Below are 19,189 nucleotides of genomic sequence, written 5' to 3'. Positions count from 1 at the left end.
TCAGGTTGCGTGATCCCTCGACCAGATTGAAAGAGCGCGGTCGGTTCACTTTCCGGGTTTGTTGTCTGGGGTTGGGTTATTCGGAGGCGTTTTCGGCGGCGTGTTCGCAGGAGGACTCAGTCCTGTGTCTTTTTGGAGGGCTTGCAAAAACGATATCATGCCGGCATCAAACTCTTTCCTGCGAAAATCGGCGAGCAATTGTTGGGCCAATTTGCTAGCGAGGTTCTCCGGCCAGGGAATTTCATCTCCATGACGCATCACCAACAGATACGTCGGCTGGCGTAAGATCAAGACGTAGAGGCCTCGGAGGTGGAGCTGTTCCAGGCGTTGCTGAGCGAATTGCCGCACTTTTTTGTCTCGCTCCGGTGGCGGAAGTTTTGCGACGGTGTCCGCTTCTGGACCAGGGAAACGTTCGTATGTCTCCACGACCAAATCCAATTTCTTTTGGGAGTAAAGGACCGATGCCACCTGCTGGACCTGCTTCCAGGTTTCCGGTTGGAAGAAGCGGCCTTCATCTTTACTTGGGAGAGGTCCAGAACGAGCAGGTGTCGGAGGGGGACCGACGGCGTGACCCTCCTCCACACGCAGAGCCTGCACGGACCGCCGGGAGAGCAAGCGTCGCACTTCGGAGATATCGACAAAGATGCTAATCAGTTGAGCGTCAATGGCCCCTCCCTGTGTTACTCCGACCAATTCGCCCAGGTCGTTGACCAGCGGCCCGCCGCTGTCCCCCGGATTGGTGGGCGAATCCGTTTCGATCACCTTGGCTTGGAAGGTCAAGATGGTGCGCTCATCGAGTTTGGCTTTCCACTTTTTGGTGTAAACCTGGCGAACTTTGCCGGCGGTATACACCCACAGCGCATCACTTTTGCCAGGGTTGCCGATGGAGTGAACGTTTTGCCCAGGTTCGGGACTTGCCTTCGCCAAGGACAAGGCTGGGGTGCCGCTGGGGACGCGATCCAAGCGGATCAAGGCGAGATCAGCCTGCTGGTCGATTTCGACGACTTCACCCGGAATCGCCAATTGTTTGCGACGCTGGAGGTAGAAGCTCCGCTCCGGCACGGCTTTACCCTGACGGTCGTAAACTGGGAAGAAAACGAGGGCGTGCTTCACGTTTCCGACTACGTGGTAATTGGTCAGGACCAAACGGCGCCCCTTATCGATAAGGGAGCCGCTCCCGGTCGCCAAACGTCCGTTGCCACGGTCGGAATGAATCCACGTGGAGGAGGCGAGCACCTTACGATACACACTCTGACCCGCTTCCCCCGATTGAGCTTGAGAAGTTTCGGCTGTTTGCGCTCGCATCAGTCCCAAGCTCAGGATTGTCGGAAGCAATGCGAGGAGGGGTATGAGTTTGCGTAGCATTGGCAATCCCACGAGAATGCCTGCGTCGGATGTCACACGAAGCGCTGGCGTCAATGATATCTTAGGGTATTGTATTCGGAGCCAGGGTGGGCGTTACCACCGGCAGATCTTGGCTCATGAGCTGAACCGGTACGAGGCGATTCTGCTTGGGGATCACCGTTCCTGTGACTGAGGACAAGAGATTTTCGTATTCCATGAACGATCCGCGTGATCGGGTTCAATCCCTCGATTATCACCTTGACATAGCACTCTGACTGGCAAATCCTACACTGTGTTGAGACTGAGGATGGATTGAATACCGGGAGTGGACCGATGGCAGAGAAATTGCGTTGTGTGCCGGAAGACACCTTGGTGGTCGGGTTTGACTTCAGCACAGGTGGAGTCAAAGGTTTGGTGTTCGATCTGTCCGGCCAAACAGTCGAGAGCATCCGCCTACCCACGGATTTGTGGACCGAAGGAGGAGTGTCTGAGCTGAATCTGATGCAATTGGAAGGGCAGGCCTATGCTGCTATTCGGGGACTGAGTTCCAAGCTGCGGGAGCGTGGTATGCTGGAGCGGTGGCGTATCAGCGGCATATCGGCTACCCATCATACAGCGGGGCGGATCGATGCGGTGGGGAATCAGGTACGTCGGGCCATTTGCTGGAACGATCCGTCTTTGGCGGCGTATCATGCCGTGGGTTTGCAACGTCTGGGGGGTCAAGCACGAGCGCGAGCGTTGACCGGCGGTCCTTGGGCGGTCCGCTACTCGCTCTCCCACCTGGTCAAAGATGAAGCGACACTTAGCGAGACAGATTGGCAGCGGACCCGGTGGATATTGCCTCACGGTCCCTTGGCAGCGGGGTACCTGACGGGCCGCTTTGACGTCATCAGTGTCTCCTCAGCGGCATCCACGGGGATCATGGATTTGCGGACGGAACAATGGCGATGGGAAATGCTGGAGGCCCTCGCGCGACCGGAATATCGAAGGCTAGCGCAACAGTGCCTGCCGCGTATCATGCCAATGCATGAACCGATCGGTCCCCTGAGCGAGGCTGTGGCCCTGAGTGCGGGTCTGCCCCCAGCAGTGCGGCCGATGTTCTTCCCCACCCTGGATGATCAGGCGGCGGGTCTTTTGGGGGGAGGTGCCGTGGCGGCGGGTGAAGCGGCCATCATCTTGGGAAACTCGGCAGTTGTCAATTCCTCCGCTGCTGAGCTTCCGGGGACGGATCGCTTAGACGCCATGAAGTTGAATTGGGGCACCTACCTGTGGATGCGCTGTTACACCAATGGCGCGCTCTTTCTGGACCGGGTGGTCGGTTCCGCTCCGGATTGGGCAGCCTTGGAGCAGGCGGCACGCCAGGAACCGCCTCTGTGTCACGGGGTCAGTGTCCTGCCCTTTGTTTTTGCCGAACCTTCGCTAGGCGTTCCTTCCCCACGTGTCGAGTGGTGGCCGGGGGAACCCAAAGAAACGGGTCGGCGCGTCCGGGCGGCCTTCGAGGCCATTGCCTATCTGATCGCCTTGGGGATCAACGCCCACGAGGAAGCTGGCCAGCGTTTGAACCGCCTAACTGTCTCCGGAGGGATCGCCCGCAGCGATCTCATGCTCGAAATTCTCGCCAGTGTGCTCAACCGTACCTTGGACCGCCTCGTCTCGGATGAGGGTTCGGCCTTGGGAGCCGCGGTCGCAGCCTTAGCCGGTTGGGAGCAGTATCTGCGCCACAAGCAAGGCATCCCGGAACCATACAGTGTTGCGGATGCTGCGGCTCAGATGGTCCGTTTCCGGGACAGAATTGCTCCTCGGCCCGAATGGGTGCCCCTATATCAGCAAGGTTTGCGGGATTTTGAGCGGCGGCTCGAAAGTGGTATCACCTCACGCACGTCGTGATGCGGCGGCAAGGTGGTTTTCCCGCTCGATTCGGGGGCATCCAACATCGCGAAGGCAAGAAATTCTGTGTTGCACTCGTCCACGCAAGAGCGAAATAACTGGAGCAAAAAATTGTCAGTCCCCGGCGCCGAGGATTATTGTTGATTGGTAACCTTGATCGTGACATCAGCCTTTTTCGTCAAATCGCGTATGACGACACGGGCTTTCGTGTTGGGGGGAAGGTCCACAGTGAAATTACCGGTCGAACCACGCTGGCTGCTGAGGGCTTTGCTGGCGGGTGCCTCCAGTATTCCTTCATCTCCCTGAGCATCTTCGGCCCGAAAAACGAGCACGCGTGCTTCTCCCTCCGAAACGGAGAACTCCACGTTGACCTTTTGGGGTTTCGCTTGGGCCTCCAAGTCGATCGCGCGGGCATCACCGACATCCATGGTGTACTTCTTGTCGACGTTCAGCCGTGCGGGTCCACATCCTCCAAACAGGACCACCCCTGTCACAAGCAGCATCGCCAAGGACAGGCGCAGGTGTGCAAAGGCTACCATAGCTGTTCCTCCTGAGAATGGCGCTGCAACATAACAATGCAGGAAAAGAGGTGTTTGGTCTCGACCTTCCCGTCAGCGTGCTTAGGTAACACTAGCATTGGATCGTAACTCTTTCTACAAGCCGCGGCAAGGCGGGGGATTACAAATCGGGCTTCTTCGCACTTCCCCCGTTCAATCGGCATTTTTCAAGAGAGATTCGACAAATTGAGCGAGGATCGCAACGGCCTCCGGAGTGCAGTAAAGTTGTAGAGTAAAGACTTCCTCTTGGCACCGATAGTTCAGGAGGGCAAAGGCTGGGGTATTGGTGTCCATGCGCTTAGGCTTGCGCGGCAGCGGCAACAGGTCCTGTTCCAGTCGGAACAGTTCGAGAAAATCCAGGACCACGGGGGTTATAGCATTCAGATCGAAGATGTTCATACTGCTGCTGTCGGCCAAGCGATCGCGCAAGACAGCGAATTCAGGCCGGCTGACTAAACTCTCCTTTCCATCGAGGTAGCGGTCCAAAAGTTTCCGCGCTTCATCCCAATTACTGGCCCACAATTCCACGAGTTCCTTATGCTGATTCGTCTCGACGAGACCTACCCATGAGTTGATACGTTCCGGAAGGATGCGTTTCAGAACATCCCTTGCAGCATCGCGTTGTGCTTCCGGAAATTCCCCGAGCATCTCATCCCAATCAAAGTGGAGGCGTATCTCGGTGAAGGTGAACCTGCGGTGTTGCTCCGCACCTTCCCGGACACCGGGTGCATTCCTGAGTCGCCCGCCATGGGCGTAACCGCCGGCGCCCAGGACTTTGTGAAGTTTCACGTAAGCACGCAGGGCTTTCTCAGGATCGCGGTATCGAGCCACGGAGATACTATAGCCAGGCCAGTTTACGGCCTCGCGCAGTACTTGGAGATCGGAAGACTGGAGATCGTTGAGGTGCAACTGGACCAACCTTTGGCCCTGAGGATCGTTATCCGCGGCTCGGAAGTCTTGCCTAGTTTGAACGAGGAACTTACCGATTTGGCCTTGGGCTGATTGGGCAAAGTACCATTGCATACCTGCGGGCAAATGGGCCCACTCGGACGGTGTTAAGCCTTTCTCGCGTACCAACACCCGACTGCTGGCTGTGTTCTCACCGAATCGGATGTGCAGATTGCCCTGGATCCCTTTGGCACCCCATTCCAATCCCAACACCACCGCACGGCTATCGTCTATGGCCTGAAACAATGCCGGAATGACTTTTTTCAACATTTCCTTTTGGGCTCGGTCCAAACCGGGTATTTCCTGTTCCGCTTGTTGCAACACAAAATCAAACAGCGCTTTCATCGCCCGCAGTTCGTTGGCGTAACGCTGAACTAGACTTTCCACATTGACGTACACGGCCACGTCCGCTCTGAGATACGTCTCTGTCAACGTGGGACCCAAGGCTCGTGTCGATCCTCGCGTATATTGGCCCCGATAATCACGCGCCTGTTTCAGCTCCGAGCAGATGGCCACGTATTCCCCCAAATCGACCAAGTACACCGTTGTTTCTTCCTCCATCAGGGCTGCTGTACGGATGGCTTCCACTCCGGGGGCCTCTCGGGTTCGTGTGCGCTGCTCAGTTAGTGTCAGGAAGGAGGTGCAAAACTCTTTGTAGCTTTGCACCGGCAACAATAGACTCCACTCGGGATTGCTGAATTCTTCACCGAGGTCGTGGATCACGAGATACAAGCGAGCATCGGGGCGTAGAGCGGAGGTATCCCTGTCCTTGAGGAGGTCTGCGGCCAAGTCTTTCCTGAGCCGGTCGCGCCATTGAGCCGCTTGCTTAGGAAAAGCTGCTGTTGCCAATTCCTGGATATGATCTTCAATGGCCTTGATTCCCTTGAGTGAAACCACAAGCAATGCATCGGCTGGATAGGGAAAATCCTGGCCACCCGCTGCCGCTGCGGGGGGACCCGCCAAAGCGGACCCTGCCATTCCCAGCAGGACAAGGACCGTACCCCATATCCAGCCGCCTGGCCGAGCGGCTGCTCGCGCCCGAGTGGTTTCGTCCATCTTGAGTTCGTTGGAACTCCATTCGGAGGCCAATCTCGTTGCAGCTTGGGACATGTTCCGCACTCCACGGTGTTTTCTCTCACGCGAGGACGTGGATGGATGAGAAAACAATGGGGGTCCATCAGGCCCGTGATGCTCTGCCTAGCTTGTTTCCCTATCAGCTTACCCTTTCTCCGGTGAGATGGGAAGCGCGAAAAGCAGAAGGAATGCGCGAGCGGTACCTACGATCTTCTGCTTTCTTTAGGAGAGAGTACTTATGACCATTGATGCCCCGGACTGCAACCCCTTCCAGTCCCTACTATCATAGTGTGGAGGACCGTGCCTCTACCGATGTCAAGAACTTAGAGGTGCAGGGAGAAGGATATGCGAGTGCTGACCGCGATTCCGGTGTACAATGAGGCCAAGTCCGTACGCGAGGTGCTCGCGGCAGCACGGCGATACGCTCCGGAGATACTCGTCGTCAACGACGGCTCCACCGATGGCACTGCGGCCTTGCTCGATGCGGAAGCGGGGATTTATCGGATTGACCATCCCAAAAATCGGGGTTATGGTGCCGCTTTGATCTCCGCCTTTACCTATGCGTTGACGCAAGGTTACGATGTTCTCGTGACGATGGACTGTGATGGCCAACACGAGCCGTCACGCATTCCCCTCTTACTGGAAGCCTTAGCTGGATACGACATCGTCTCAGGCAGCCGCTATTTGCGGGACTTCCGGCAGAATACCCCTGCCCCCACGGACCGGCGTTACATCAACGCTATCATCACCCAGGAGCTGAATCACCGCTTCGGCTTGCAATTGACCGATGCATTCTGTGGCTTCAAAGCCTATCGGTGCGAGGCTCTGGCGTGCTTGCGGATTACGGAGGTGGGATGGGGTATGCCTCTGCAACTCTGGGTGCAAGCGGCGCGATTGGGATTGCGTATCCGGGAAATTGCTGTTCCGCGCATCTATCTTGACCCCAGCCGGGCCTTTGGTGGAACGCTAAATGACCCGGAACAGCGTTTAGCGTACTATCGTGCCGTGATCGAATCAGCCCTGCATGACCCACTGCCGTGTCTAGAAGGCTTGACGACACCCAGCGCTGTCTGATTGAAGCCGATCATGTTGCCATTGCTGCGTGCCCCTCAAGTTGACGGTGGATACTTTATCTATCCTCCTTTCCAGGACATACCACGCATCCTTCAGCACAATTTATCGATTGTCCAGCAGAAGCAGGTTACGATCGATGGTCTTTCCCTGCTCGATCTCCAACAGCTTCTCAGGAGGGAAATCGCTTCCAAGACGGAACCGCCCTTAGCGGTGTCCCAAATTGCGGACTCCCTCATTGCTGTCAGTGGACATCAACCTGAGCTAGACCACCCCGGTGTATGGCTCAAGCATTTTTTTCTCCAAGGCTTCGCGCGGAAGTTTGGGGCTGTCCCCCTCCATCTGATAGCCGATCACGATCTGCCGAAGAGAAATTACCTGTCCGTCCCTTGGATTCCACGATCCGAGGAGGAGTCGGCTACTCGCGTCCTGATTCCGTATGATCGTGCCGATTTGATGACGCCCTATGAACTCCGGCCGCTTTATGATGTCAGTCTCTTCACCGCAGTGCCTCAGAGGTTGAGGGAGTTGAGCGAAGGGTGGAACTTCGAGCCATTGGCCTTGCGGGTTTGGCCGCAATCCGTCCAAGGCGGGACTCAACTGGTAGGACTTCTCACGCATTTGCGCCGCCATCTGGAGCGGCTATGGGGGTGTCAAAACTATGAATTGCCGGTCAGCAAGCTAGCACAGACGGAAGCATTTCGGCGGTTTGCCCGCCATCTGATAGCCGATCTGTCCCGGTTTCGCAAGGTGTATAATTCTGCACTGCAACGTTTTCGCGACGAGAAAGCTGTCCAGCAGCCGGTCCGTTCGATCCCGGAGTTGGAAGCGGATGAGGTACCATTCTGGGAGGTACGCGGCAAGCAACGTTTGCGTGCAACCCGCCACAGCCCGCTGGAAAAATTACGGCCTCGAGCGCTGACACTGACTCTCTTCTGCCGACTGGTTTTGGGGCACTGTTTCATTCATGGGTTAGGCGGTGCGCTCTATGACCAGATCACAGATGCTTTGATCGCGGACTATTTCGGCTTGGCTCCGCCGCATTACCTGGTCGTGACGGGCACGCTGTATCTTCCCTTATCCCCCGACGTCCAAGCATATTGCTGTGGAAAACAGAGGACCAATGGTGAAAATCCAAATCCGGCCGTCTTCTGGCACCTCTGGCGGGATGTATACTGGAATCCGCAACGCCATCTGCCAGCCGGTGCGCCCGCCGAGGCCAGACAATTAGCAGAGCGTAAGCTGGAATACATTCGGCAGGAGCCGCCTCTGAAGGAGCATGCCGCCCGACGCCGCTGGTTCCAAACCCTGCGAACATTGACCGAAACCCTGCGAGGTTATGTGAGTGAATCCTTGCAGGAGCTACAAGAACAATACCGTATGTCACAACGATGTCACCGGTGCCAGCAAGTCTTCCGGCGGCGCGATTATTCCTGGGTGTTGTTTCCGGAAGAGGTGTTGCGGCCGTTTCTGACGCAGTTTCTGGATGGAAAGCCAATCATTACGTAACAAACCGGCAAATAGGGTCATGAAGATCAGAGGGACGTGTGATGATGCACCCGAAAGAGGCGTTGGAAGTGCTCGCCTGCAACAGGGGAGAGCACGTCGTGATAACCACTATGGGAACGGTGGCCCTGTGGCCGGAATTCTCGGACACCGCGCGCGACTTTCATTATCTTCCATCGAGTATGGGCGAGGCAGTGCCGCTGGCCTTGGGTTTGTGCTTGGCACGTCCTGAGTTGAAAGTGGCTGTCCTGGTAGGGGACGGCGGACTGCTGATGAACTTGGGATGCCTTGTGACGGCGGCTCAGTACTCGGTTCCGCTTCGCATCATTCTGGTCGATAACGGACTGTACGAGGTCACCGGCGGGCAGCCTGTAGCGAACGCCCGGCGGACGGACTTCGCTCGCATTGCTCAGGGAGCAGGCATTCCGCGAGTTTACACCTGTGCCACGCTCGAGCAGTGGCAACAGTCAGCACCGGCAGCGCTTGCGGGTCCTGGCCCGGTTTTTATCTGGTGGCAAGTGCAGGGAGAGCGGGGTCGAACAACCCCAGCGCCGCCGCGGCCTATGCCGGAACAAATCCGCCGCCTGCGCAGCCTGTGGTCTGCCACCGTTTGATGGGTCTCGGATTTCCGGTTGCTTCCATGCACGAAGCAATCTATTCCCTTGGGATATTGAGGGAGGTGCTGCTCATCCCGGAGAGCAACAGAGGTGTCACCCTGGGCTTAGGAAGTGGAAACGATGTAGTTTTGCTCATTCATACTCGCGTTGTCCTTTTCGGCTGGGGAAGTCAGGGATACGGCCAGAGCGGCTTCGACGGCGGCCAGCAATTCTTGCGGTCGGTAAGGCTTCGTGAGCAGTCCGACAGCTCCATCGAGTTCTGTCAGTTCCTCCGAAGAGTAACCCGTCGAGAAGAGCACGCGAACGTCCGGGACTAATGCTGTCATCTGGCGGAAGGCGTCACGTCCTGATAACCGCGGCATCATGACATCCAAAATCACTAAATCGATATGCTCATGTTCCCGCTGGAACACTTCCACGGCTTCGGCGCCGTCTTCCGCGAGCAACACCTCGTAACCGGCGCTGGTCAGGGCCGCCCGTCCGATGTCCCGGATCATGGCTTCATCATCCACCAACAGGATGCATCTCCGCGATGCTTGAGGGGAATGGAAGCCATTGGCCGAACGAGTCGCAGAAACATTTGGAGCCGCTCGCCGTGGTGTCTCGACCAACGTCTTGACAGTGGTAAAGTTGTCGGAGCGCGGTCCAGTTACAGGCCCAGCGGCCAAACTGCCTTCGACCGGGAGGTACAACTCCATACAGGTCCCCTGGCCCCACGTAGAATTGCAGCGGAGCCAGCCTTGATGCTGCTTGACAATACCCAAGACCATCGGCAACCCCAAACCTGTTCCTTTACCAACTTCCTTGGTGGTGAAGAAGGGTTCAAAGATGCGGCCGAGCAGTTCGGGCGGAATACCCGTCCCGGTATCCTGAACACACAAGCAGACATAGTGTCCAGGTTTGGCATCCGCCGGATATGCCAACAGGTCCGCTTCATGAATTGTCACGGGGTGCGCCCGAAGGGTAATAGTTCCACCGTTGGGCATGGCATCCCTGGAATTCAGGCAGAGGTTGACCAAAGCTTGAACCAAAAGATTCGGGTCGGCCCAAATCGGCGGGCAGTTCTCCGTCACCGAGACGGTAAAGGTGATCCGCGGATCGATGGCATGACGCAGCAGTGTCACTACTTCCGTGACGATGTCTGCAGGTTGCACTTGAGCGAGCACCAATTGATTGCGGCGGGCAAACGCCAGAAGTTTGCTGGTCAAATCCGCCGCTCGGAGTGCAGCCTTTTCAACGGCTTGAAGCAACGCCTTGTTGGGATCATCGGCTGGCAAGCGGATGAGACCCAGACTTCCCAGAATGCCCGTCATAATGTTGTTGAAGTCGTGAGCGACCCCGCCCGCCATCTGCCCGATAGCTTCCATCTTCTGGGCCTGCCGCAGTTGTTCTTCCAGTTGCAGGCGTTCGGTCCAATCGTGAATCAAAACCAGTTCAGCATCACGGCCATCCACGACCAGGGGATGGGATATGATTTCGACGTTGAGGATTTTTCCGAATCGGGTCCTATGGCGACGAAAGCGAGAGGACGACGTAGAAGGTGGAATCGGGACGGATAGTTCCCCCACTTCGAGATCGCTCGCCTTCAGGCACGAGAACTCCTCCCGGTTGTATTGATACACGCGGATAGCCGCTTCGTTGACAGCTAGAAAGCGGCCAGTGTGGCTCTCAATGACCCACATCGGTTGGGGATTCCCATCGAAGAGGAGGCGATAGCGTTCCTCACTCTTGCGGAGTGCTTCCGCCGCTTGACGCTGGTCGGTAATATCCCGCTGAATCATGACCCAGTGAGCGATACGGCCCCGGCGATCCGACACTGGCACCAGACTCAGATCCACCCAATATGGTGTGCCATCCTTGCGATAGTTCATCAACTCTGTACGCAGGGGCTGGCCGTTATCCAGTGCTTCACGCAATTGTTCCAATGTCGCGGCATCGGTATCCGGACCGCGAAGAAGATACAGGGAACGTCCAACAACTTCAGACCGGGAGTATCCACTGAGGCGGCAGAAGGCATCATTGACGTATAGGACGGACCGTCCTTGGCCGTTGTGGGGATGAGCCTCTAGAATCACGATGGCATCATGGGCGTGTACTACCGCGGATTCCAGCAAGCGGTAACCCTCCGCATGTTCTGAAAGCGGGGGTGTAGTGGCAGCTTCTCCATCTTGGTGTGCTTCTCGGCGTTGCTGCCTCACCAAAGCGGTCGAAATCAATATCACTCCTCCAGCGCCGGCCCAACCGATCCATTCATGGGGAAACAGGAGGTACAAGGAGACACACAAACCTAGAGCTGCAAACACCAAGATGGTTCCACGCGAAAAATGTTGTGCATTCATGGCGCGGGCGAATGTCGGAGGCTCTGGACAGTTCTGTGTCATCACCGTGGCATGTTCCTCCCAACACCGTACACCTTACCGCAGATTTGTGGCATATCCAAGTTGTGCTCAGCTTACCCAAGACAATTTTTCCTCAGCAACAGCGAAAAATTATGGCGAAAAATGATATTTGGAGCTGTGGCAAAAAAATTCGAGCCAGACGAGTAATGCGTTATTTTTGTTGGGGGTGAACGGTTCCTATTCCATGGGATATGCCGATCTGCGTAGTTGTATTGCTGATTTGGAGATGACGAATCAACTCGTACGAATCGAGGAGGAAGTCGATCCGTATCTGGAAGCCGCTGCTTTGCACCGCCGAGTGCAAAGTCAAGGGGGACCTGCTTTGTGGTTCCGCCGGGTCAAAGGCACCCCCTTTACGATGGTTTCCAATCTTTTCGGCACACCTCAACGTATTCGCTACTTGTTCCGCGATACCCTGGATGTAGTCCGCCAACTGGTGTCCCTGAAGCGGGATCCCCAAGAATTGGTGCGGTACCCTTGGCGCTACTGGAAGTTGCCGCTTTGGCTGAACTGCCTCCGCCCTCGCTGGGTGCGTCGTGGTCCGGTCCTGGCTGCGCGCACGATTCTCTCGCAACTGCCGCAAGTGCAATGCTGGCCGGCAGACGGCGGTCCGTTCATCACCTTGCCTCAAGTGTATACCGAGCACCCGGATTATCCGGGTTGGCGGCATTCCAACTTGGGGATGTATCGGGTACAAATAGGCGGAAATGACTATCTGCCCGATCGCGAATGCGGCTTGCACTACCAGATTCATCGGGGCATCGGCGTGCATCATGCCGCAGCGCTGCGTCGCGGAGAGCGGTTGCCCGTATGTATCAGTGTCGGTGGTCCGCCAGCGCTGGCCGTCGCAGCTGTAATGCCTCTGCCGGAAGGAATGCCAGAGATTGCCTTTGCGGGCATACTGGCAGGCCGGCGCATCCGCCTGTGCCCCATCCCCAAACACGATTCCCCTTTTCCTCTTCCACTTTTCGCCGATGCCGATTTCGTCATCACAGGATATGTCGAACCCGGCCGAACCAAGCCCGAAGGACCATTTGGCGACCATCTCGGCTACTATAGCCTCCGCCATGACTTTCCCGTCATGACGGTGACAGCTATATACCACCGCGTTGATGCCATTTGGCCGTTCACAGTCGTGGGTCGGCCCCCCCAAGAGGACTCCTGCTTTGGGGAATTGATCCACGAGTTGACCGGACCGGTTATTCCCTCCGTGCTCCCCGGTGTGCGTGCCGTTCATGCCGTGGATGCAGCCGGTGTTCATCCCTTGCTTCTGGCCATCGGCTCAGAGCGTTACGTGCCCTACGCTCCCGAACGACAACCTCAGGAATTGCTGACGCAGGCCTCGGCAATCCTCGGTCAAGGCCAACTGTCCCTGGCAAAATATCTCCTCATCGCTGCTCAGGAGGATGACCCTTCACTCGATGTCCATGACGTTCCCGCCTTCTTCCGCCATGTGTTGGAACGAGTTCGACCTGAACGCGACCTCCATTTCCACACGCAAACAACAATTGACACTCTGGATTATTCCGCCGGCTGCGGGCTGAATGTCGGCAGTAAAGTGGTCATCGCCGTGGCGGGGAAGAAACGGCGGGAACTTGCCCACTCTTTGCCGTCTCATTGGCCCGTTCCTTCCGAGTTTGGTCCGATGCGCCTTGTCCTTCCCGGCATCGTTGCTATTCAAGGCCCACCATGCCCACGAATCTCTCAACTTTCCCCAAGCCATCCTACGAAAGACTCAGATATGGACCGTTTGCTGGCCTGCTGGGACGAAGCCTTTCGCACGAATGAAACAATGTGGAAAGGCTGGCCTTTGATCACGGTCGTGGACGACGCTGATTTTGCAGCCCAAAGTTTGCAAAACTGGTTATGGGTCGTCTTCACCCGAAGTGATCCGGCTCGTGATATTTACGGAGTGGGTGCCTTCATCCACAACAAGCATTGGGGTTGTCGTGGCCCGCTGGTCATTGATGCTCGGCTCAAACCTCACATGCCCGATCCCTTGGAGGAGGATCCCGCGATTCAGAAGCGGATCGATCGGTTCTTCACTCGCACGGGCCCACTGGCAGGGTGGGAATAAGCCGGGCGCACCACTTGTGCTTGTTGAGGCGAAGAAGGGATCATGCTGATCCTGCCTTTAGAAAATAGAAAGTCCACCATAGGAAGCGAATTACTAAAAGATGTGGCATTATTTGGCTCCATCCCACACAATTCGGCACTGTGGCAAAGCCTTTTGTAATTCACCGACGCCGTTGGCGCTGACTTTAGTGCCGCGTAGATCGAGCGATTTCAGTTGCGATAGCTTAGTTATTTCTTTCAAGGCATTGTCCTGGATGGCTGTATGTGCCAAGTTGAGCACCCGTAATTCCTTCAAGGCCGTCAATTGGAGAATGGAAGGGGCGTCGCAACGGGTCCGAGCCAAGGACAATTCTTCCAGTTGCGGGAAGGTCGCAGCCAAGTGACCTGCACCCACAGCCCCGATTTCGTTCCCATCCAGCACCAGTTTTTTGAGTTTTGGCAACGGAGGCAAGCGGCTGAGGGTCTGGTCATTAAGCTGGGCATCAACCAACCTTAGCTCTGTCAAGGTCTTGACACCATGGAGAAACCCAAGATCGGGAACCGGCCGACCTGACAGTTCCAGCACTTCAAGGCGATCCCAGGCGGGGTCAGAGAGCTGAGCAAGCATGGCTGGCAGGTTGCCCAACGGTTCTCGGACACCAGCCAGAATAACTCTCCGGACTTGGAAGTAGCCGCGTACCAGCTCTTCGGGGTTTTTGACAAGCTTTGCCTCTTCCTCCTCCCGCGCTGCAATCCAAACTTGCCCTCCAAGCCGGTGTACCACTTGAGCCAGTTCGTGATTGCGCTCGGACCACTCCAAGCGTCTGGCCCAATGCGGATGAGTTCGCTTCAGCGATTCGTAACCTTCGCGCGAAACACGAGTGTGGGCTAGAGAGACTCTCGTCCTTCCGGGTTGTAATCCTATCCACCCCAGACTCCGATCGCTGACGCGGGTATTACTGAGATTCAGATCATCCAGACTCCTCACGGAGTTCAAATGGGCCAGCCCAGCATCCGTGATGGGTGTACCCGCCAGGCTTAGAACAGTCAGGTTTTTCAAACCTTTGAGAGAAATCAGACCGGCATCCGTAATGTTCAGCTCTTCCAAAAACAGTCCAGTGAGTTGATTCATTTCACCGAGATGAATCAGTCCAGCGTCGGTCAACCCTTTGTTTTTCCTGAATTCTAGCCGGGTCAATTTCTTCATTTCTTTCAGATGAATCAAACCCACATCGGTAATCTCGGTAGCACTTAGATTCATCCACATGAGTTGTGGCAACTCCTTGAGGTGTGCCAAACCGGCATCGGTGATTGGATTCCCGTTGATGTCCAGATATCTCAGTGCCTTGAGTTGCTTCAGCCGTGCCACCCCAGCGTCTGTGATCTTGGAACCGCCTATGTGCAGGAAGGTCAGGTTCTCCAGTTCCAGAATCTGATCCAGTCCCTCCTCAGTCACCTTGGTGTAACCGACATTCAGCGATGTAAGGTTTTTGAGTTGCCTGATATGAATCAGCCCCTCATTACTGATGGGAGTGGCATAAACCCACAGTCTGTCAAGATTCGTGAGTTCATGGAGATGGCCGAGTCCTCCATCCGTGATGTGCTTGCAATCGACCAAGTCCAGGTCTTTCAAACTTTTGACGTTCCGGAGATGGAATAGTCCGGCGTCGGTGATCTTGGTTCCGCGCAGGTGCAAAACGACCAGACCTTTGAGTTCGGCAAGGTATGCCAATTCCGAATCGGTAACATGGGGATTGTGGTAGAGATTCACTTCATGGAGTTCAAAAGGTTCCGCGGGAAGGTTGGCGACAGGGATGATCTGATTGTTTTGCCCCGCCAGGCGAATACGGATGCTTCCCCCCACGGAGAGCACCCACAGGGCGGCGCGGCGGTCGGGGTCTTTCTCTGAATTCCCCATCGAGCCAGGTGGTTTGGAAGCGCCTGAGGTGCCACTCCGGGCTTTCATATCCGTTTGCGGCCAGACTTTGACAATTCTTCCCCCTTCCTTGACTTCGACGGTGCTTCCTTCTTCGATTTCCAAGCGAGCAATTTCCTTCCCACTTTTGTCCCGAATGATAATCGTAATAGCTCCCAAAAGAATGAGGATGGCCAGGCCGGCAATTCCCGAAGCCACAAGTAAAGGAAGGTATGGCCGCGATCGGCGGGGTTGCCGTTGGATCCGCAGCGGGGTCGTAGGGGAGGGGGTATCCTCGGAGCTTGCTAGACTTGTCCACGGGTTGTTCTCCGCTTCCGATTCTCGCGCCAGAGAGGAAATCGGCTGAGCTAGTGGCAGAACTAATTGACCCACTGGCATCGCGGTCTGTGGAGAAGGGGGGTGTCCTGTGGACTTATAGGTCTCCTGGATGGTCTTCAATTCCCGGACGACTTCTCGCGCAGAAGCGGGACGCAAGTTCCGCTCCTTCGCTAGAAGACGCATGATGAGATCTGCAAGACTTGGGGGCAACTCGGGTGCCAATTCTACTATAGGGCGAGGTTGCTCTGTAGCTAACGCGACGAGCATGCTGTAGGTGTCAGTTCCGGATATAGGTAATTGACCTGTGGCCATTCGGTAAAGTATCACACCCAGGCTGTACAAATCGGCGCGGGCATCGACTTTTTCCCCCTTGGCCTGCTCCGGAGCCATGAAAGCGGGCGTTCCGAGGATCACACCGGATTTTGTCAGTGTCATGTCATCTTCATTAGAGCGGGCAAGTCCGAAATCCAGGATTTTGATGCGGCCGCCACCGACGGGCTCCACCCAGAGATTGCTCGGCTTGATGTCGCGATGAATCAGTCCCTTTTCGTGTGCAATCGCTAAGCCGGAGGCGATCTGCAATCCCAAATGCAACACATGCCGCAGCGGCAACCTGTGGTGATTGCGCAGTAATTCCTCCAAACTCTTCCCTTTCAAGTAGGGCATAGCGAGAAAGGGAATGCCGTGCGCTTCCCCAACGTAGTAAATGGGAACAACATGATCGTGTTCGATAGTGGCAGCTAAACGGGCTTCTCGAAAGAATCGTTCTCTTGCAGCTTTTTTCTTGGCCAGACCGCGGCGCAGCGTCTTGATGGCGACCTGACGCCCCAAGCGCGTGTCTTCCGCCAGATAAACCGCTCCCATCCCGCCTTTTCCCAGCAACTTGAGGATTCGGAAATGCTCCAGTGATTCCGGGACTTGATCCGGTTCGTCTTCTTCGGAACCGTCTTCTGAAGCAGCCAGCGATGCCGTGCTCATGACCGTGTTGTGGATCAAAGCCTTGATTTGCGCCAGGGCTTGCTGACATGCCGATTCCTGCATGCAGGGATCGTGAGGTGCCGACTCGGACAATTGACGCGCGAGGGTCGCCAATTCAGAGTGCAATTGCCGGACGGTCTCCTGCACTTCGGCTGCTGGGTTTTCGTCCAAGACTGCCAATTGCTCGAACAAATCTACTTGTTCTGACTGGATAATTTTGTCAGCCATTGCCGGCCTCGCAGGAGTTCCCATCAGGTTCATGAGGGTCCATCCTCAAACTTCGTTCCCCTTTCCACTGCGGAGGAAGGGATGGCATCCCGTTCATAGTGATTAATGCTTCGGCGTTACGCGATCCCCTTATGGGCAGTTTTGGACCTGATGGCAAAGTGATGTGTCGATTATGGTTTGCGATGTAAGCTATTGGGTCGTTGGTACCTGCGACGGGTTCAGGAAGGGCTGTCGGTTGATGGCGGGAGGAAGTTGCGGAGTCACGAAGCCGGCCACCCCTCGCTTAGGGACAGGCCCCTGATCATGTCAATGGACAACGGGATGCGCCTGGCAGGCGAAAGCGAGCGGGCATTTGTACTCAGAGCAGTCCTTCCAACTCCTGGCGCAAGCGGTGGAGCACGCGGTAGCGAGCTTGGCGGACGGCATTCGGATTCATTCCCAAGTAGGCCGCCACATCCACGCTAGATTGACCCTGTAACGTGGTGCGCACGAAGCACTCCCAGGTGGTGGAGGTGAATTCGGTTCGGATTAATTCTAAGGCACGTTGAATGACCTGCTGCCGACAGGATGGGTGTTCCCATTCGCTTTCCCATTCGGGTGAGGGAGCGGGGTCTGCCACTTCGACCGCCTGCTGACCCAAGCATGCCAAACGCAGCCGACGCTGCTGCCGGAAATACTGGCGTACCTGATTGGCCGTTATTTTGCCCAACCAAGCATGAAAGACGCCGCCACGAGCCTGGAAATCCTTCAAATGTTGGAAGACGGCACGAAATACCTCCTGGACGACATCAGCCGCATCACAATCTTGCAGTCCTGCACGGCGGCACCAAGCATATACCATCGGACCGTACAGAGTGCACAACCGCTCCCACGCGCGAGGTTCCTCACCACAGGCCCGTTGCAGCAAACTTTGTGATGTCGAGAGCATGAACGGCTCGCTTGACTCTGAACCCCAATACGACACTCTATAACATAGCACACCTGTCTCACCAACTGGTGGGGTGCGGGTCAGTTCCTTCCCGCTCGAAACCGCAATCTCACCATATTTGTGGATGCAATGCTACGCAAGCTCCTCGTCCGGAATTTTTTTCAATTATTGTCTGGCCAAAAGGAGAATGCGAAAGTTTGGATTGTCCTGTCTACGTAAGATTTGTTTCTGATCCATGCGTGGTCCTATTCACTGCAAAGCCTAAGAAGCGGTTTCGTTTCTTGCTAGGGTCATTGAGAGCCATCTAGAGGGGCTGGACTTACCAAACTCAGCGAAAGTGTTATTTGTGGCTCGCAGCCGCGGTTATGGGGGATCGATCCGGGAATCTCGAATGCCCACTCTTCTATGTTCTTTCGTAGGCCAAACTTCGTCAAAGCAACGGTTCATGCGGTATCATCAGGTTTCCCTCTATAATTCCTGTCAAGGGATAGGAAAGATACTGCTGCTGCCGTTTTCCAGGAGCCAGAGACTATGCACATCGATCCCAGCCAGTCGTCGGTGCTGGAAGTGTACCATTACCTCGTCGGCATCGTAACCCCACGACCCATCGCCTGGGTGACCACGCTATCAACGAACGGCATCGTCAATCTGGCTCCGTTCAGTTTTTTCAATCTCTTTGGCGCCAATCCTCCCATCGTCGTTTTTTCCCCGACTTTGCGCCGAGATGGGAGTAAGAAAGACACCTTGCGGAACCTGGAGCAAATTGGCGAATGTGTGATCCATGCTGCTACGGCGTCTTTGGCAGAACAGGTGAATTTGTCCTCGAAAGAACTTCCTCCAGAGGAAAGCGAACTGGCCTTGGTGGGGCTATCCACAGTGCCGAGCATCAAAGTTCGCCCCCCTCGCTTGGTGGAATCACCCGCAGCTCTTGAGTGCATCGTGCGACAGATTCTTCCCTTTGGGAACGGGGCCATCGCGCCCAATCTTGTTATTGCAGAAGTGGTCATGATCCACATTGCGGAGGCCATTCTCGATGGACGGGGCGGTATTGATCCCCGGCGGTTGCAAACCGTGGGACGTATGGGCGGCAACTACTGGTGCCGAACGACGGATTTATTTGAGTTAGCACGGCCATAGGCGTCCACCAGTCATTTGTGCGTTCGCCGGTAAACTCAGTGGTGTCATGAACCGGGGAAATGCAGGCAACTCAGCCGAGGTTGCCGAATATATCCGAGGAGAGTGAGGACGTTCGGCTGTCCTTGTGCCCTTCAACCGGTCTTGCTATTGGAATTAGTGCTGCCATATCATGCCCTGCGTTCTTCATCCCGCGGATACGTTTGTTG

12 protein-coding genes are annotated in these 19,189 nt (G+C 55.9%); 6 read left to right on the top strand and 6 right to left on the bottom strand.

The features are described 5' to 3' along the window. Positions 1-45: 45 nt before the first annotated feature. Positions 46-1,365 (bottom strand): S1 family peptidase, encoded by a 1,320-nt coding sequence (locus H0921_RS01380; RefSeq protein ID WP_194536227.1) that lies wholly within the window; start codon positions 1,363-1,365, stop codon positions 46-48. Positions 1,366-1,677: 312 nt separating this feature from the next. Here H0921_RS01380 and H0921_RS01375 point away from each other — a divergent pair, with 312 nt between their 5' ends. Next, positions 1,678-3,231: a xylulokinase gene (locus H0921_RS01375; protein ID WP_194536226.1), complete on the top strand. Its 1,554-nt coding sequence runs from the start codon at positions 1,678-1,680 to the stop codon at positions 3,229-3,231. Positions 3,232-3,365: 134 nt separating this feature from the next. On the opposite strand, the gene H0921_RS01370 is transcribed toward H0921_RS01375, so the two are convergent. Beyond that, positions 3,366-3,770, bottom strand: a complete 405-nt coding sequence (locus H0921_RS01370) for a hypothetical protein (protein ID WP_194536225.1) — start codon at positions 3,768-3,770, stop codon at positions 3,366-3,368. Between the two features lie 171 nt (positions 3,771-3,941). Continuing rightward, a complete protein-coding gene (locus H0921_RS01365; RefSeq protein WP_194536224.1) occupies positions 3,942-5,792 on the bottom strand; it encodes a hypothetical protein in 1,851 nt (616 codons plus the stop codon). A 363-nt stretch (positions 5,793-6,155) separates the two neighbouring features. On the opposite strand from H0921_RS01365, the gene H0921_RS01360 reads away from it, so the two are divergent. From H0921_RS01360 to H0921_RS01350, 3 genes are read left to right on the top strand one after another with little or no spacing between them, the layout of a single operon-like run. Next, positions 6,156-6,884, top strand: a complete 729-nt coding sequence (locus H0921_RS01360) for a glycosyltransferase family 2 protein (RefSeq protein WP_194536223.1) — start codon at positions 6,156-6,158, stop codon at positions 6,882-6,884. 12 nt (positions 6,885-6,896) lie between these two features. Then, on the top strand, positions 6,897-8,390 hold the full coding sequence (locus tag H0921_RS01355; RefSeq protein ID WP_194536222.1) for a hypothetical protein: 1,494 nt from the start codon (positions 6,897-6,899) through the stop codon (positions 8,388-8,390). Positions 8,391-8,431: 41 nt separating this feature from the next. Next, complete coding sequence (locus tag H0921_RS01350) at positions 8,432-9,001, top strand: thiamine pyrophosphate-dependent enzyme (RefSeq protein ID WP_194536221.1); 570 nt, start codon at positions 8,432-8,434, stop codon at positions 8,999-9,001. A 107-nt stretch (positions 9,002-9,108) separates the two neighbouring features. Here H0921_RS01350 and H0921_RS01345 read toward each other — a convergent pair whose 3' ends face one another. After that, positions 9,109-11,118, bottom strand: a complete 2,010-nt coding sequence (locus H0921_RS01345) for a PAS domain S-box protein (protein ID WP_194536220.1) — start codon at positions 11,116-11,118, stop codon at positions 9,109-9,111. A gap of 469 nt (positions 11,119-11,587) precedes the next feature. Here H0921_RS01345 and H0921_RS01340 point away from each other — a divergent pair, with 469 nt between their 5' ends. Continuing rightward, a complete protein-coding gene (locus tag H0921_RS01340; RefSeq protein ID WP_194536219.1) occupies positions 11,588-13,480 on the top strand; it encodes a UbiD family decarboxylase in 1,893 nt (630 codons plus the stop codon). Between the two features lie 108 nt (positions 13,481-13,588). Here H0921_RS01340 and H0921_RS01335 read toward each other — a convergent pair whose 3' ends face one another. Together H0921_RS01335 and H0921_RS01330 are read right to left on the bottom strand one after the other, a co-directional pair. Then, complete coding sequence (locus H0921_RS01335) at positions 13,589-16,918, bottom strand: protein kinase domain-containing protein (RefSeq protein ID WP_194536218.1); 3,330 nt, start codon at positions 16,916-16,918, stop codon at positions 13,589-13,591. 358 nt (positions 16,919-17,276) lie between these two features. Continuing rightward, complete coding sequence (locus H0921_RS01330) at positions 17,277-17,846, bottom strand: RNA polymerase sigma factor (protein ID WP_194536217.1); 570 nt, start codon at positions 17,844-17,846, stop codon at positions 17,277-17,279. Between the two features lie 531 nt (positions 17,847-18,377). On the opposite strand from H0921_RS01330, the gene H0921_RS01325 reads away from it, so the two are divergent. Further along, positions 18,378-18,983 (top strand): flavin reductase family protein, encoded by a 606-nt coding sequence (locus tag H0921_RS01325; protein ID WP_194536216.1) that lies wholly within the window; start codon positions 18,378-18,380, stop codon positions 18,981-18,983. Positions 18,984-19,189: the final 206 nt, after the last annotated feature.

The organism is Thermogemmata fonticola (assembly GCF_013694095.1).
Taxonomy (GTDB): Bacteria; Planctomycetota; Planctomycetia; order Gemmatales; family Gemmataceae; genus Thermogemmata; species Thermogemmata fonticola.
The sequence above is the reverse complement of the archived record's forward strand: the minus strand, read 5'-3'. Positions and strand labels throughout refer to the sequence as shown.